14 protein-coding genes are annotated in these 15,410 nt (G+C 62.3%); 2 read left to right on the top strand and 12 right to left on the bottom strand.

Annotated features, from left to right (window positions below; all coding sequences use genetic code 11):
* Nucleotides 1-54 precede the first annotated feature (54 nt).
* From murG to mraZ, 10 genes are all read right to left on the bottom strand, one after another.
* The gene (gene murG, locus HLUSI_RS0120465) at nucleotides 55-1,140 is read right to left on the bottom strand and encodes an undecaprenyldiphospho-muramoylpentapeptide beta-N-acetylglucosaminyltransferase (protein WP_016835721.1); all 1,086 of its coding nucleotides are present in this window, start codon (nucleotides 1,138-1,140) and stop codon (nucleotides 55-57) included.
* Nucleotides 1,137-2,402, bottom strand: a complete 1,266-nt coding sequence (gene ftsW / locus HLUSI_RS0120470; protein WP_016835722.1) for a putative lipid II flippase FtsW — start codon at nucleotides 2,400-2,402, stop codon at nucleotides 1,137-1,139. Before ftsW ends, murG begins: the two co-directional genes overlap by 4 nt.
* Complete coding sequence (gene murD / locus HLUSI_RS0120475; protein WP_016835723.1) at nucleotides 2,402-4,438, bottom strand: UDP-N-acetylmuramoyl-L-alanine--D-glutamate ligase; 2,037 nt, start codon at nucleotides 4,436-4,438, stop codon at nucleotides 2,402-2,404. The genes ftsW and murD overlap by 1 nt, the downstream gene beginning before the upstream one ends.
* A gap of 94 nt (nucleotides 4,439-4,532) precedes the next feature.
* On the bottom strand, nucleotides 4,533-5,702 hold the full coding sequence (gene mraY, locus HLUSI_RS0120480) for a phospho-N-acetylmuramoyl-pentapeptide-transferase (protein ID WP_016835724.1): 1,170 nt from the start codon (nucleotides 5,700-5,702) through the stop codon (nucleotides 4,533-4,535).
* 1 nt (nucleotide 5,703) lies between these two features.
* Nucleotides 5,704-7,140 (bottom strand): UDP-N-acetylmuramoyl-tripeptide--D-alanyl-D-alanine ligase, encoded by a 1,437-nt coding sequence (locus tag HLUSI_RS0120485; protein ID WP_040503730.1) that lies wholly within the window; start codon nucleotides 7,138-7,140, stop codon nucleotides 5,704-5,706.
* Nucleotides 7,140-8,690 carry a UDP-N-acetylmuramoyl-L-alanyl-D-glutamate--2,6-diaminopimelate ligase gene (locus HLUSI_RS0120490; protein WP_016835726.1) on the bottom strand — a complete coding sequence of 517 codons (1,551 nt, stop codon included), beginning with the start codon at nucleotides 8,688-8,690 and terminating at the stop codon, nucleotides 7,140-7,142. The genes HLUSI_RS0120485 and HLUSI_RS0120490 overlap by 1 nt, the downstream gene beginning before the upstream one ends.
* Entirely contained in the window at nucleotides 8,690-10,471 is a 1,782-nt protein-coding gene (locus HLUSI_RS0120495) for a peptidoglycan D,D-transpeptidase FtsI family protein (protein WP_016835727.1), read from the bottom strand. Before HLUSI_RS0120495 ends, HLUSI_RS0120490 begins: the two co-directional genes overlap by 1 nt.
* The gene (gene ftsL / locus HLUSI_RS0120500; protein ID WP_016835728.1) at nucleotides 10,468-10,740 is read right to left on the bottom strand and encodes a cell division protein FtsL; all 273 of its coding nucleotides are present in this window, start codon (nucleotides 10,738-10,740) and stop codon (nucleotides 10,468-10,470) included. The genes HLUSI_RS0120495 and ftsL overlap by 4 nt, the downstream gene beginning before the upstream one ends.
* Nucleotides 10,737-11,696: a 16S rRNA (cytosine(1402)-N(4))-methyltransferase RsmH gene (gene rsmH, locus HLUSI_RS0120505; protein WP_016835729.1), complete on the bottom strand. Its 960-nt coding sequence runs from the start codon at nucleotides 11,694-11,696 to the stop codon at nucleotides 10,737-10,739. Before rsmH ends, ftsL begins: the two co-directional genes overlap by 4 nt.
* Nucleotides 11,697-11,708: 12 nt before the next feature.
* Entirely contained in the window at nucleotides 11,709-12,137 is a 429-nt protein-coding gene (mraZ, locus tag HLUSI_RS0120510; protein WP_029363824.1) for a division/cell wall cluster transcriptional repressor MraZ, read from the bottom strand.
* 256 nt (nucleotides 12,138-12,393) lie between these two features.
* Here mraZ and HLUSI_RS32975 point away from each other — a divergent pair, with 256 nt between their 5' ends.
* Complete coding sequence (locus tag HLUSI_RS32975; RefSeq protein ID WP_238534052.1) at nucleotides 12,394-12,681, top strand: hypothetical protein; 288 nt, start codon at nucleotides 12,394-12,396, stop codon at nucleotides 12,679-12,681.
* Between the two features lie 112 nt (nucleotides 12,682-12,793).
* Nucleotides 12,794-13,078 (top strand): HU family DNA-binding protein, encoded by a 285-nt coding sequence (locus HLUSI_RS0120515; RefSeq protein ID WP_007880659.1) that lies wholly within the window; start codon nucleotides 12,794-12,796, stop codon nucleotides 13,076-13,078.
* Nucleotides 13,079-13,252: 174 nt separating this feature from the next.
* Here HLUSI_RS0120515 and HLUSI_RS0120520 read toward each other — a convergent pair whose 3' ends face one another.
* Nucleotides 13,253-14,032 (bottom strand): hypothetical protein, encoded by a 780-nt coding sequence (locus HLUSI_RS0120520; RefSeq protein WP_016835731.1) that lies wholly within the window; start codon nucleotides 14,030-14,032, stop codon nucleotides 13,253-13,255.
* 91 nt (nucleotides 14,033-14,123) lie between these two features.
* Nucleotides 14,124-15,410, bottom strand: a 1,287-nt coding sequence (locus HLUSI_RS0120525) for a TRAP transporter large permease (protein ID WP_029363825.1), incomplete at its 5' end; no start/stop codon positions are given.

The following is a 15,410-nucleotide window of genomic DNA, read 5'->3' on the forward strand; positions in this document are numbered from 1 at the left end:
GACCGCGCGGCTCGGCGCCAATGCCGACGAAGTGAATATTTTTAACCCGATGTTTCATTGCTTTACCAGTCTTTCCAGCACCTGCGCAATCGCCTCGTTGGCGTTGCGCCTGCCTTGTTCATATGCCGCCAGCGCCATTTGCAGGCAGGCAGGCCGATTCATTTCTTGCAGCAATGCCGCCAGGCTGTCCGGCGTCATCTCTGTCTGCGGCAAATGCACTGCCGCCTTGTTCTGCGCCATCCATGTGGCGTTGTCGCGCTGATGCGAAGTGGTCGACGCCACCAGAGGCACCAGCACGCTGGCCACACCGGCCGCGGTCAGCTCCGACACCGTGATCGCACCGGCGCGGCAGATCACCAGGTCGGCGTCGGCATAGCGGCGCGGCATGTCGTCGATGAAATCCACCACTTCCGCCTCCACGCCCGCTTGCGCATAGGCCGCACGCAAGGCATCGATATGCTGCTTGCCAGACTGATGCGTCACCAGCGGACGCTGATCCGGCGGCAGTTTCGCCAGCGCGGCCGGCACGCATTCATTCAATACTTTCGCGCCCAGGCTGCCGCCCACCACCAGGATGCGCAGCGGACCGTCGTGACCGGCATAACGCGTCGCCGGCAGCGGCAGCGCCAGGATTTCCTTGCGCACCGGATTGCCGGTGACTTCCGCCTTGGCGGCCGCCTTGCCGAAATCGGCAGGGAAGCCGAACAACACCTTGTCGGCCAGCGGCGTCAGCATCTTGTTCGACAGCAGCAAGGCCGCGTCGGCGTTGACCAACGCCAGCGGCACGCCGCGCAGACGCGCCATCGCGCCGCCCGGCACCGTCACGTAACCGCCCATGCCCAGCACCACGTCGGGCCGGCGCTTGCCGATGATCCCGTAGCAGGCGCCGAAGCTTGCAATCATTCGCCACACGCCCTTGACGGTATGCGCGAGACCTTTGCCGCGCAGACCCGCGAAGACGATGGAATCCATCTCGACGCCATGTTTCGGCACCAGATCGCGCTCCATGCCGTGCGAGGTCCCCAGCCAGCTCACTTCCCAGCCGCGTGCGCGCATGGTGTCCGCGATCGCCAGGCCCGGGAAGATATGCCCGCCGGTGCCGGCTGCCATGATCAGGAGGCGCTTGCTTGTGGAGGTCATAAGCGTCCTCCCCGCATCAACATGCGGTTTTCATAATCGATGCGCAGCAGGATCGCCAGGCCGACGCAATTGATCAGCACGCCCGAGCCGCCGTAACTCATCAGCGGCAAGGTCAGTCCCTTGGTCGGCAGCAAGCCGAGGTTCACGCCCATGTTGATGAAGGTCTGCACGCCGATCCAGATGCCGATGCCCTTGGCGACCAGGCCGGCGAACGTCAGGTCCAGCGCGATCGCCTGGCGGCCGATTTCGAAGGCATGCTTGATCAGCCAGTAGAACAGCAACACCACCACCAGCACGCCGGCAAACCCGAGTTCTTCGCCAATCACGGCCAGCAGGAAGTCGGTATGCGCTTCCGGCAGATAGTGCAATTTTTCCACGCTGCCGCCGAGGCCGACGCCGAACAGCTCGCCGCGACCAAAGGCGATCAGCGAGTGCGACAACTGATAGGCCTTGCCGAGCGCGTTCTCTTCCACCCATGGATTCATGTACGCAAAAATCCGCTCGCGCCGCCATGGCGACAACACAATCACCAGCGAAAAAATCCCGACCAGCGTGGCGCCGATGCCGCCAAACCAGACGCCGTTGATGCCGCCCAAAAACAGGATGCCCATGGCGATGCAGACGATCACGCCGAATGCGCCAAGGTCGGGCTCCAGCAGCAACAGCAAACCGACCACGCCCACCGCCAAGGTCATTGGCATGAAGCCCTTGGTCAGCTTGTGCATCACTTCCTGCTTGCGCACCGTGTAGTCGGCGGCATACAGCACGATGAACAGCTTCATCAATTCCGACGGCTGCAAATTGAATACCTTGAACGACAGCCAGCGCTTGGCGCCGTTGACGCCCTTGCCGATGCCGGGGATCAACACCATCGCCAGCAGGATCAGCGTGCCGACAAACAGATACGGCGCCAGCTTTTGCCAGGTCTCGATCTTGATGCGGAACACCAGCAGGCCGGCCAGCAGCGAGACGCCGATGAACATGGCCTGACGGATCAGGAAATGCGCCGTCTTGTAGTTCGCGTACTTGGGCGAGTCGGGCAAGGCGATCGACGCCGAATACACCATGACCATGCCGAACAGCATGAGCAGCAACACCACCCATACCAGCGGCTGGTCGTACTCCATCATGCGTGAACGCTGCTCGATGCCGCTGATGCCTTTCAGGCTGCCGCTGTTGCTGCCCGAGCGCGCATTGCCGCGCACGCCAGGTTCATCCTTGGCGCCGAACCAGCCGGTGATCGAGGGCAGCGTCAGTTTCATCACATCACCTCGCCGCGCGACAGGGCCAATTCACGCACGGCGTCGACGAAGACTTCGGCGCGATGCGCATAGTTGCGGAACATGTCCAGACTGGCGCAGGCCGGCGACAGCAACACGGCGTCGCCGCCCTGCGCCATGGCGCCGGCTTTTTCGACGGCTTCTTCCAGCGTCGCGCAGTCGATCAGTTCGACTCCGCTGTCGGTGACGGCGCTGCGGATGGCGCCCGCATCGCGACCGATCAGGAACACCGCGCGAGCGTACTTCGACAGCGGTTCGGCCAAGGGCGTGAAATCCTGCCCCTTGCCATCGCCGCCGGCGATCAGCAACAGGCGATTCGGTTTGCCGCCGTGGCCGAGGCCATTGAGCGCGGCCACGGTGGCGCCGACATTGGTGCCCTTGCTGTCGTCGTAATATTCCACGTCCTGAATGGTCGTGACCAGCTCGACGCGGTGCGGCTCGCCGGTGTATTCGCGCAGGCCGTGCAGCAGCGGCGCCAGCGGCAGGTCGACGGCGCGGCACAGCGCGAGCGCGGCCAGGCCGTTGAGCGCATTGTGCAGGCCGCGAATGCGCAAGGCATCGGCCGGCATCAGGCGCTTGAGCAGAAACGGTTGCTCGACCACTTCCTTGGGATCCTTCTTGCGGCGGCGGCCTTCGGGTTTTTCCTCGTCTTCGATGGCCATGGCGTTGGCCAGCCACAGCATGCCGTTTTCATCGACCAGGCCGAAGTCGCCGGCCCTGGTCGGTTCGCCCATGCCGAAACTGGAAACGGTCGCGCCCGGCTTGGTCATCTGCATGACCAGCGGATCGTCGCGGTTGAGCACGCGCACGGTGTGCTGGCCGAAGATGCGGGCCTTGTCGGCGGCATAGGCGTCCATGCTGCCGTGCCAGTCGAGATGGTCCTGGGTCAAGTTGAGCACAGTGGCAGCGCTGGGCTGCAGGCTGTGCGTCGAATGCAACTGGAAGCTCGACAACTCCAGCACCCAGGCTTGCGGCAGGATGCCTGTGTAGACTTTTTCGGGTTCGGGCGGCGGCAATTCCAATTGCAGCGGAGCGGTGTCTTCGTCGTCGACAGGTCCGACTTCCGGCATGGCCGATTCTTGCTCGAATTCGTCCTGCGCCGCTTGAACCTCTGCATCGGCGATGGCCTCTTGCTGTGCGTCGCCTTCGACCATGGCCGATGCCGCGTCAGGATCGGCAGATGCCTCGACGCTCAGCACGGCGTCGCCCCCGATCAGCGCTGCCTGTGTCGCCGACGCGTCCGCTTCTTTCAATTCATTTGCGGCTTCGTCGATCGCAGCTTGCAATTCGGCGGCTTCTTCCTGTTCGCGCAATTCCAGCTGCGCCGAAGCGGCGGCGAGTTCGGCTTCTTCCGCTGCCTTTCGTGCAGCTTCGGCGGCGGCTTGTTGCGCCGCTTCTGCGGCCAGCTTCTCAGCCTCCACCGCATCGGCTTCGGCCTGCAAGGCGGCAGCTTTTTGCTCGATCCTCAATTGTTCGGCAACCACCTTGGCGTGCGCTTCATCGTCGATCAGCGCCTGGCGCAGGACGTCCAGCACGGCCGGGCTGATGTTGCCGGCGACCTTGGTCGTCAACCCTGCGCGACGGCACAGCATGCCGGTCAGACTGGTGACGGTGGTCTTGCCGTTGGTGCCGGTGATCGCCAACACTTTCGGTGCATAAGCTCGTCCTTCGCGCAACGCCGCCAGGGCTTGCGCGAACAATTCCATTTCACCCCACAACGGGATGTTGCGTTCGCTCGCGGCGGCGGACACGGCCGCCAGTTCGCGTTCGGGCGCCAGGCCGGGGCTGACGGCGACGAAGTCGACACCCTCCAGCAAGGAGGCCGACAGCGCCTGGCCGCCGACGAATTCGACATCGCCGGACGCCGCGCGCAATGCCGCCAGGCGCTCGGCCACGGCTTGCTCGTCGCGGGTATCGGCCACGCGCACGCTGGCGCCGCAGTAGACCAGCCACCGCGCCATTGCCAGGCCGGACTCACCGAGTCCGAGCACCAGAACGTGTTTGCCCGAATAGTTCATTGTTGTTTCCAAACTCACTTCTTCAAATCTGCCTGCTACAAAAGCGCCGCCTGGCCACATGGCAAGGGGGCGCGTATCTTTTCCGGCTCCCGGGTCAGCGCAGCTTCAGCGTCGACAGACCGAACAGCACCAGCATCATCGTGATGATCCAGAAGCGCACCACGACTTGTGTTTCTTTCCAGCCTTTTTGTTCATAGTGATGATGCAGCGGCGCCATCAGCAGTACGCGCTTGCCGACGCCGTAGCGTTTCTTGGTGAACTTGAAGTAAGCCACCTGAATCATCACCGACAGGGTTTCCACCACGAAGATGCCGCCCATGATGAACAACACGATTTCCTGGCGCACGATCACGGCGATGGTGCCGAGCGCGCCCCCCAGCGCGAGTGCGCCGACGTCGCCCATGAACACTTGCGCGGGGTACGCGTTGTACCAGAGGAAAGCCAGTCCGGCGCCGGCCATCGCGCCGCAGAAAATCAGCAATTCACCGGCGCCCGGAATGTGCGGGATGAACAAGTATTTGGCGTAGCTGGCGCTGCCGGTCAGGTAAGCAAAGATGCCCAATGCGCCGCCGACCAGCACGGTCGGCATGATCGCCAGGCCATCGAGGCCGTCGGTCAGGTTGACCGCGTTGCTGGTGCCGACGATGACGAAATAGGTCAGCGCGATGAAGCCCCACACGCCCAGCGGATAGCTGACGGTCTTGAAGAACGGCACGATCAGGTCGGCCTTGGGCGGCAGGTCGAGGTTGAAGCCCGATTGCACCCAGGCGAAGAACAGATCCAGCACCTTCATGTTGCTGACTTCGGACACCGAAAACGCCAGGTAAAACGCCGCCACCAGGCCGATCAGCGATTGCCAGAAATACTTTTCACGCGAACGCATGCCGTTCGGATCCTTGTAGACCACCTTGCGGTAATCGTCCACCCAGCCGACGGTGCCGAAGCCCAGCGTCACGATCAGCACGATCCAGACGAAACGGTTGCTGAGATCCGCCCACAGCAGAGTCGAAATGCCGATGCCGATCAGGATCAGCACGCCGCCCATGGTGGGCGTGCCGGATTTGATCAGGTGCGTTTGCGGACCGTCGGTGCGTACTGCCTGGCCGACCTTGAGCAAGGTCAGCATGCGGATGACCGCCGGACCGGCGACGAGGCCGATCAGCAGCGCCGTCAGCGTCGCAAACACGGCGCGGAAGGTGATGAAGTTGAAGACGCGCAGGAAACTGAAATCCTGCTGAAAATTCTGAGCCAGCCAAAGCAGCATGTTAATGAGTCTCCTGGTGAAGTGGCGCCCCGGTCTGCAGCTGCGCCCCGACCAAATGCTGCACAACGCGTTCCATCTTCATGAAACGCGAACCTTTTACCAACACCGTCGCGGCGGCGACGGCAACCTCCCGGGTTGCGGCGCCGATGGCGTCGACGGTGTCGAAATGGCGTGCCGGAAATGCTGCTCCCGGCGCGCTGTTGTATGCCTCGATGGCGTCGCGCATGGCGTCGCCGAAACCGAAGAAATGCTCGATGCCGCGTGCGCGCGCATAGGCGCCGATTTCGCGGTGGAATTTGGGACCTTCGTTGCCGACCTCGCCCATGTCGCCCAGCGCCAGGACACGCGGTGCGACGGTTTGCGCCAGCACGTCGATGGCCGCGCGCACCGAATCCGGATTGGCGTTGTAGGTGTCGTCGATCACCAGCGCGCCGCTGGCGGCGGCCTTGCGTTGCAGGCGACCGTTGACCGGCGCGAATGCTTCCAGCCCGCGCACGATGGCGGCGACGGCGATGCCCGCGCCCAGAGCACATGCGGTTGCGGCCAGCGCATTGCGCACGTTGTGCTCGCCGACGGCGGCGAGCTTGATGCCGAATTGTTGCGAGCGACCGTCAATGTCGGCGTTGACGGCGATGGCGCTGCCGAACTCGCGGACCTGATACGTTGCGCTGACGTTGGCATCCGGATTCAGGCCGAAGCTGATGACCGGACGTGCGCCGGCGATCTCGCGCCAGACCCAGGCGTAGTCGTCTTCCGCCGGGAACACGGCGATGCCGTCGGCCGGCAAGGCGGCAAACACGGCGCCATTCTCGCGCGCGACAGCCTCGACGGTCGCCATGAATTCCTGATGCTCGCGCTGCGCGTTGTTGACCAGCGCCAGCGTCGGCCGCGCAATTTCAGCCAACACGGCGATCTCGCCGGGATGGTTCATGCCGAGCTCGACCACGGCTGCCTGGTGTTGCGGCTGCAGACGGAACAGCGTCAGCGGTACGCCGATTTCATTGTTGAAGTTGCCGCGCGTGGCCATGCTGCGGTCCTCGCCGAAATCAGCCGCGAGAATCGAGGCGATCATTTCCTTGACCGTGGTCTTGCCGTTGCTGCCGGTCACGGCGATCAGCGGCAACTTGAATTGCTGGCGCCAGTGACGTGCAATCCGGCCCAGCGCGACGCGGGTGTCGGACACGACGATGGCGGGTATTTTCAAGCCGGCCGGAACACGCTCGACCACCACCGCGGCAGCGCCTTGGGCAGCCACCGCGTCGAGGAAATCATGGGCGTCGAAACGTTCGCCGCGCAAGGCGATGAACAGGTTGCCGGGCACAACTGCGCGGCTGTCGGTGGTGGCGCCGTTGATGGACACGTCAGCCAATGCACCAGCGTCGTTGTGCACGGTCGCGCCGTCCAGCCACTGCTTCAATTGTTCAAGCGTCGTCTGCATCACGCGCCTCCCATCATCGTGGCGCGCGCAGCCAATGCCAGCGCGACGTGGTCGGCGTCGAGGAAGGGATATTTCTTGCCGGCGATTTCCTGGAAGGTCTCATGCCCCTTGCCGGCCAGCAGCACCACGTCCGCCTTGGTGGCATGGCGGATCGCCCACAGGATGGCGCCGGCACGGTCCGGCAGCACCACGGGTTCGACGCGGCTCATGCCGGCGCGGATCTGGTCGATGATGGCTTGCGGATCTTCGCTGCGCGGGTTGTCGCTGGTCAGGATGACGTGGTCGGCGAGCTCGGAAACCGCGCCCATTTGTGGACGCTTGCCCGGATCGCGATCGCCGCCGCAACCGAACACGCACCACAGTTCTCCGCCGCGCTGATTGGCAACCTGGCGCAAAGCCAGCAAGGTCTTTTCGAGCGCATCCGGCGTGTGGGCGTAGTCGATCACGATCAGCGGCACTTCCTGGCCGCCGAACTGCTGCATGCGTCCAGGCACCGCCGTCAACGTACCGATCACTGCCAGCGCAGCATCCCAGGCGGTGCCCTTGGCCAGCATCACGCCGAGGATGCCGAGCACGTTGCTGACATTGAATTGTCCCACCAGTTGCGTCTTGACCTGACCGGCGCCGAATGGCGACTCGATGTGGAAACTGGTGCCGACGCTGGTGCTGCGGATCGCCGAAGCGCGCAGCACGGGCACGCTTTCCAGCGAGGCATCCACGCTGGCGTCGCCCAGCGAGTAACCGATGATCGGAATGTTCTTGGCTTGCACATACGGGATCAGCCGCTGTCCCATCTGGTCATCCAGATTGATGACGGCATGCTGCAGGCCGGGCGAATCGAACAGCTGAATCTTGGCTGCTTCGTAGGCGATCATGTCGCCGTGGTAATCGAGATGGTCGCGCGTGAAATTGGTGAACAGCGCAACGTCCACATGCAGGCCGTTCATGCGGCCCTGGTCGAGGCCGATCGAGGATGCTTCGATCGCCAGCACCGACGCCCGCGCCGTGCGCAGATCGGACAATTTGCGTTGCAACAGCACCGCATCCGGCGTGGTGTAGCCGGTCACGTCAAAGGCATGCGGCTTGCCGTCCTGGAACATGCCCACGCCAAGCGTGCCGACCACGGCAGCCGGCGCAGCAGATGCAGAGGCGCCTTGCAGACGCGACAGCGCCATGCCGAGCCAGTACGAGCACGAGGTCTTGCCGTTGGTGCCGGTGACGGCGACGGTAAACATTTCCCGGTCCGGCTGCTTGTAATAGGCATTGGCGGCGAAGCCGGCCAGATGCTTGAGTCCGCGCACGCCCAGATGCGGCACGTCGTCCGGCTTGTCTTCCCAATCGTGTCCGGCCTCTTCATATACCACCCCAGCGGCGCCGCGCTCAACGGCATTGGCTATGTAGCGGCGACCGTCGGCGCTGTCGCCGGGATAAGCGAAGAAGATGTCGCCGGCCTGCACTCGACGTGAATCCGCGGTCAGGTTGGCGCCGGCAACGGCGACGCCCTCCAGCCAGGTCACGATTTTTTGCGCGGAAAGCATGGTCGCAGGCATTACATGCTCTCCTCTAAGGCGTCTTTTGGAATGATGATGTTGGTCACGCTGGAATCCGGTGCGACATTGAGCGCACGCAAGGCATTGGCCGTCACGTTGGCAAAGACGGGACCGGCGACGGTGCCGCCAAAGTGACTGCCGGCGCTGGGCTCATCCAGCATCACGGCGATGATCAGGCGCGGATCGGACATCGGCGCGATGCCGACAAACGAAGACACGTATTTCTTCACGTACTTGCCGCCCTCGATCTTGTATGCGGTGCCGGTCTTGCCACCAACGCGATAGCCGGGCACTTGCGCCTGCGGTGCTGTGCCGCCCGGCGCCACCACGGTTTCCAGCATGCGGCGCATTTGCAGCGCGGTGTTTTCAGAGATCACGCGCTGGCCGATCGGCGAATCGTTGACCTTGGTAAACGACAAGGGGATCAGGTCGCCGTTGCGGGCAAAAATCGTATAGGCATGCGCCAGCTGGATCAGCGAGACCGAGATGCCGTGACCGTAGCTCATCGTCGCCTGTTCGATCGGACGCCATGCTTTATAAGGACGCACACGGCCGGCAACCGCACCCGGGAAGCCGAATTTCGGTTGCTGGCCGAGGCCGACGTTGGTGAACATTTCCCACATTTCCTGCGCCGGCATTTCGAGCGCGATCTTGGCGGTGCCGATGTTGGAGGATTTTTCGATGATCTGCGCGACCGTCAGCGGCCCGTGCGCGTGCGAGTCGCCGATGGTGGCGGTGCCGATGGTCATTTTTCCTGGCGACGTCTGGAACACCGTCGATGGAGTGACGCGATGCGTATCCAACGCCAGCGCCACGGTAAACGGCTTGAGCGTCGAACCCGGCTCGAATGTGTCGGTCAGCACGCGATTGCGCAGCTGTGCGCCGGTCAGCACCGAGCGGTCGTTGGGGTTATAGGTCGGCAGGTTGGCCAGCGCCAGCACTTCGCCGGTGCGCGCGTCGACGACGATGATGCCGCCGGCCTTGGCCTTGTTCTTTTCGACCGCGTCTTTCAGTTGCGTGAAGGCGATGTACTGGATTTTGCTATCGATGGACAGCGTCAAATCCTTGCCGTCGTGCGGCTCGCGCACGGCTTCGATGTCTTCGACGATGCGGCCGAGGCGGTCCTTGATGACGCGCCGGCTGCCGGTCACGCCGGCCAGGGTCTTCTGCGAGCCGAGTTCCATGCCGTCCTGCCCGGCGTCTTCCACATTGGTAAAGCCCACGACGTGGGCCATGACTTCACCTTCGGGATAAAAGCGCTTGTATTCCTTGCGCGTCTCGATGCCGGCGATGCCGAGCTTGACGATCTTGTCGGCGATGTCCTGCTCGACCTGGCGCTTCAGATAGACGAAGTTGCGATCGGAATCGAGTTTCTTGCGCAGTTCGGCGTCGCTCATGCCGAGCAATTTGGCCAATTCGCGCAGCTTGTCCCTGGGCGCTTCCTGGACGTCGTCGGGAATCGCCCAGATCGCCTTGACCGGCACCGACGAGGCCAGCACCTGGCCGTTGCGGTCGGTGATCTTGCCGCGCGTGGCCGGCAACCTGGAATTACGCGCGTAGCGCGACGCGCCCTGCTTCTGCAGGAAATCAGTGGACATGCCCTGCAGCCACAAAGCGCGCCCGGCCAGCGTCAGGAAAGCCATGAACAGCACGAACAGCACCACGCGCGAACGCCAGGCCGGCATCTTGACCTGCAAGACCGGACTGGCAGAAAAGGCAACGCCGCGCGAGGCGGCGACGCGCCCTCCGGCGACGTTGGTGCGGGGCGGCATGCGGGTCATTTGCCCCTCACCGTCAGATACTGCGTTCGCTCCGGCGTGAGCGCGACCATGTTGAGATCGCGCCGCGCCAGTGCTTCAATGCGGGAATTCTTGCCCAGCGTGGATTGGTCCAGCTGCAGTTGCGCCCAGTCGATGTCGAGCTGGCGCGCGGCGGATTGCGCGCGTTCCAGCTCGATGAACAGACGGCGCGCCTGATATTGGGCGTTCACCAGCGACAGCGCGCACAGCACCAGCAACACGGTGACGGCGAAGCTCAGGCGGCCGGTCATGATCCGGCCTCGACGGTGCGTTCGAGGGAGCGCATCACGGCGGAGCGTGCGCGTGGATTGGCGGCGACTTCAGCGTCGCTCGGCTTGATGCGCGGATGGAGTTTTCCGAGCGGCTGCGGCAGGTCGACCGCACGAATCGGCAGGCGGCGGTCAGGCTGCGGCACATGGGCTTTGGATGCCATGAACTGCTTGACGATGCGATCTTCCAACGAGTGAAAGCTGATCACAACCAATCTCCCATACTGCGCCATCTGCCGAAATGCTTTTTCCAGCCCTATCTCGAGTTCTTCAAGCTCTTGATTGACGAAAATCCGTACAGCCTGAAAGGTACGAGTGGCCGGGTCTTTGCCTTTCTCGCGGGTTTTGACCGCTTGTGCCACGAGCGCGGCAAGCTGTCGTGTGGTTGAAATTGGCTCGACTGCCCGGCGAGCAACAATCGTCTTTGCAATCTGAAGAGCAAACCGTTCTTCCCCATATTCTCGTATCACCTTTGCTATCGTCTGTTCGTCCGCCGTTGCCAGCCACTCCGCTGCCGACACGCCGCGCGTGGTATCCATGCGCATGTCCAGCGGGCCATCGAACCTGAAACTGAAACCCCGCGCCGCGTCGTCCACCTGCGGCGAAGAAATACCCAAATCCATCAACACGCCGTCGACCTGCGTCACGCCGTGCTGCGCCAACGCTTCATCGAGCGTGGCAAAACTGTCATGCACGATCGCAAAACGCGGATCGGCAATGGTCTGCGCCGTGGCGATCGCCATCGGATCCTTGTCGAATGCAATCAGGCGTCCGCGCGCGCTCAGGCGCTCAAGGATCTTGCGGCTGTGGCCGCCGCGGCCGAAGGTGCCGTCCAGATAGACGCCGTCGGCGCGCCCGCCTTCGATCGCCAGGGCATCTACCGCTTCATCCAACAGCACCGTGCGGTGCTGCAAATCGGGCACCGATTGCAAAGTCATCGCGTCGCGCCGTCAGAAGGAAAAGTTGCTCAACACGTCCGGCATGCCTGCGGCAACAGCTTCCGATTCGTTCTCGGCCAGCTTGGCGGCATCCCAGATTTCAAAATGACTGCCCATGCCCAGCAGCATGACGTCGCGTTCAAGGCCCACTGCCGCGCGCAATTCCGGCGCGATCAGGATGCGGCCGGCCGAATCGATCTCGACGTCGGAGGCGTTGCCGAGGAAAACCCGCTGCCAGGCGCGTGCCGACATCGGCCAGGCGGCAATCTGTTCACGATGGCTTTCCCAGGTCGGGCGCGGGAAAAACAGCAAGCAGCCGTGCGGATGACGCGTCAGGGTGACCCGCCCTTCGCACTGAACCGCGAGGGCGTCACGGTGCCTGGCCGGAATGGACATCCGTCCTTTGGCATCGAGATTGATTGATGACGCGCCCTGAAACACTGTGTTTGACCCTTTTTGCTGTCGCTGTTGGCATGCTTGAAACCAGCGTTCCGATGCAAGGAATCCGAAAATGCCCCACAAAAAAACACTTTTTCACACTGCCGCCCACTTTAGAGGATGCACTAATACAGGTCAAGCGATATTCAGGGGTGAAAACAGGGATTTGTTTAATAAAGTCAAAGACTTAGCGCACTTACTTAAAATGCATCCGAAAGCGCTTTTTCGTCCAGAATTAAGGACTTAGGAAATTAATTGAATGTACCACTTGAGATATACACATGTGTTTATCTCGAATTCCGCACGGGTTCTGGAGGGGAGGCCGGTCTGTAAACAACTAAGCGGCCAGGGAAGGGATTTTGCAGGCAATCAAAAAACATCAACGCAGGCGAACACGAAAAAAACGTACCGGAACATCGCCGGAATTTTTCGGCTGCCGCAGTATGCCTCAAAAAAACAGCGCCTGGAAAAGTTCGCGGCGACGAAAAACGGAAATGCAAACGCGAAAAAACATCCAGTGCGCATCGCGTTTCTTTCAATCCGATGAAATTCGCATGAAATAGATCGCGACAATTCAATTAAACATCAGATGGGGCTTGCGGAGTAGGCGCATTCCAATGCTAAAATCTCGGCACCTTAACAGTGAAAGGAATTTTAAAGTGAACAAATCCGAATTGGTCGATGCAATCGCTGCTGATACTGAAATCTCGAAGGCTGCTGCACAACGTGCCCTGGACTCCGTCGTTGAAAACATCATCAAGGCAGTTACCAAGGGCGACACAGTGCAACTGGTCGGTTTCGGTTCTTTCTCCACAGGCAAGCGCGCTGCTCGTACCGGCCGTAACCCACAAACTGGCGAAGAGATCAAGATCGCTGCTGCAACTACAGTGAAGTTCTCCGCTGGTAAGTCGTTCAAAGAAGCAGTGAACAAGAAGAAGAAATAATTGTTCGATTTGAATGCTGTGAACCTGGAGTTCACGGCATTCAAATACATTGTTTTTCGCCGCGATCCTGAGCGCCGGATCGCCGGTCTTTCTCCTCTCCCCGCCCTACCCTCACTCACTTACTCACACGCTACGCAATCACGTTCAGCAGCCGAACCGGCCCTCTGCCTGCACTCACGCCTGCGCGAAGGAAATGTCGACCTTGCCGATGTTTTGCAGCAGGGCGTTGACGCTGCTGCCCTTGTCGGCGAACAGCAGGCCCGTGCACGACCCCGTGGTCACGAACTGGCCCGCCTTGATCCCGCCGCAACGCTCGCACAGATGATTGACCAGCCAGGTCACCAGCGGCCAGATGTCGACCACCGGATTGCCGCCGACGGTCCTGGCGACTTCCAGGCCGTTGAAATACAGCTCGGCGTGCTGGATGCTCTGGTCGATCTGGCCGAGGTCGCTGCGGCCCGGACCGTAGATGAACGCGCAATTGCTGAGCGCGTCGGCCAGTCCCGCCAATGGGTTGGCGGCCGGATATTCGGTATAGCGCGACGACACCAGCTCGATCGCCGGATGCACCGTGGCCACCGCCGCCACCACTTCCGCTTCGCTGTAGGGCGTGCTGCGCGGCGGCAGGTCGTGCTTCATGCGCAGCGCGATCTCGACTTCGATGCCCCGCGACCCGGCGGTCAGCAGATCGAAAAAATGATAAGGCGCGGCAAAGATGAACCGCGCCGGCATCGGTGCGCAGCTGGGCTGGGCGCCCGGCGCCTTGGCGCCGACCTTCCAACCGCCGACCGGTCCCAGCGCTTCGGATACCTGGTCCTGCACCGCGTAGGCTTCGGCGGCGTCGACCGGAACGTATTCGTCGGGAAGGCGTCCGAGCGCGACTTCATGGTTGCGGGCAGCCAGCAGCAATGCGGCCGCGGCCTTGATTTTTTGTGTATCTTTTTGCTTGTCCATAGCGTACTTGATGATGAAAGCGCGTCCGCAAGCGAACCTCGCTGGTTGAAAATCCTTGAAAATTTTTCAGGCCTGGGTCCCCGTCAAACCATCAGGAGAAACCGAAACGGCGCGGCAGCCACAAACTCAGATCCGGCCAGACGATGATCACCACCAGCGTGACCAGCAGGATCGCCAGATACTTCAGATAAGGTTTTACCACGTCCTGCAGGCGCACCTGCGCAATCGCGCACGTCGCGTACATGCCCAGCCCGAACGGCGGCGAGAACAGGCCGATGCCCATCGAAATCACCAGGATGATGGCGAAATGCAGCGGATTGTAGCCAAGCTGCACCGCAATCGGCGTCAGCAGCGGCCCGAAGATGATCAGCGCCGGCGCGCCTTCCAGCACGGCGCCGAACAGGATCAGCGCCAGCACCGAAATCAGGATGAACATCCAGCTGCCGTAGTCGTGCGCCAGGCTCACCATCAGCTCGGCCAGCGCGTGCGGAATCTGCTCCACCGTCAGCGCGTACGCCACGCTGCTGGCGGCGGCCACGATGAACAGCACCATGCCCGACATCGAGGCCGCATCGACGAACAGCTTGACCAGCACCTTGCGGTTGAGCTCGCGGAACGCCAGCCAGCCGACCACGATGGCGTACACCACGGCGAACGACGAGATTTCGGTCGAAGTCGCAACCCCCGAGGCGACGCCCTTGCCGATCATCACGATCATGATCAGCCCGACCAGCGCGCCGCCGATCAGCTTGCCCATCGGGCGCGGCTTGATGAACACCACGCTGACGTCGACCTTGCGGCCGGTGTAGTACGCCATGATGCACAGCGCGATCGCCATCGCCAGCGCCGGCAGTATCCCCGCCAGGAACAGCCCGCCGATCGACAGGTTGGCGACGAAACCGAGGATGATCATGTTGATGCAGGGCGGGATGGTTTCCGCCATGATGGCCGAGGCCGCCAGCAAACCGGCGGCTTCGTTCGGATTCTGTCTGGTCTGGCGCACCGCCGGCATCAGGATGCCGCCCACCGCCGCGACGTCGGCCAGCTTGGATCCCGACACGCCCGAGAAGAACGCCATCGCCGTCACCATGATCAGGTTCAGGCCGCCGCGCAAGCGACCGAACATGCGCAGCAGCAGCTCGATCAGGCGCGACGACATGCCGTTGCACTCCATGACCATCCCGGCCAGGATGAAGAACGGCACTGCCAGCATGACGAAGTGATCGGAGCCGGCGGCGACCTGCTGGGCGAACACCATCACCGACAAGGTCGGCTCCAGCAGGAAGAACATCAGCGCGCCGAAGGTCAGCGCAAAGGCAATCGGCACCCCCGCCACCAGGCAGAACAGGAAGCCGAACAGCAAGACGTGCATCGGCCG

The sequence above is a fragment of the Herbaspirillum lusitanum P6-12 genome, assembly GCF_000256565.1.
Classification (GTDB): domain Bacteria; phylum Pseudomonadota; class Gammaproteobacteria; order Burkholderiales; family Burkholderiaceae_D; genus Herbaspirillum; species Herbaspirillum lusitanum.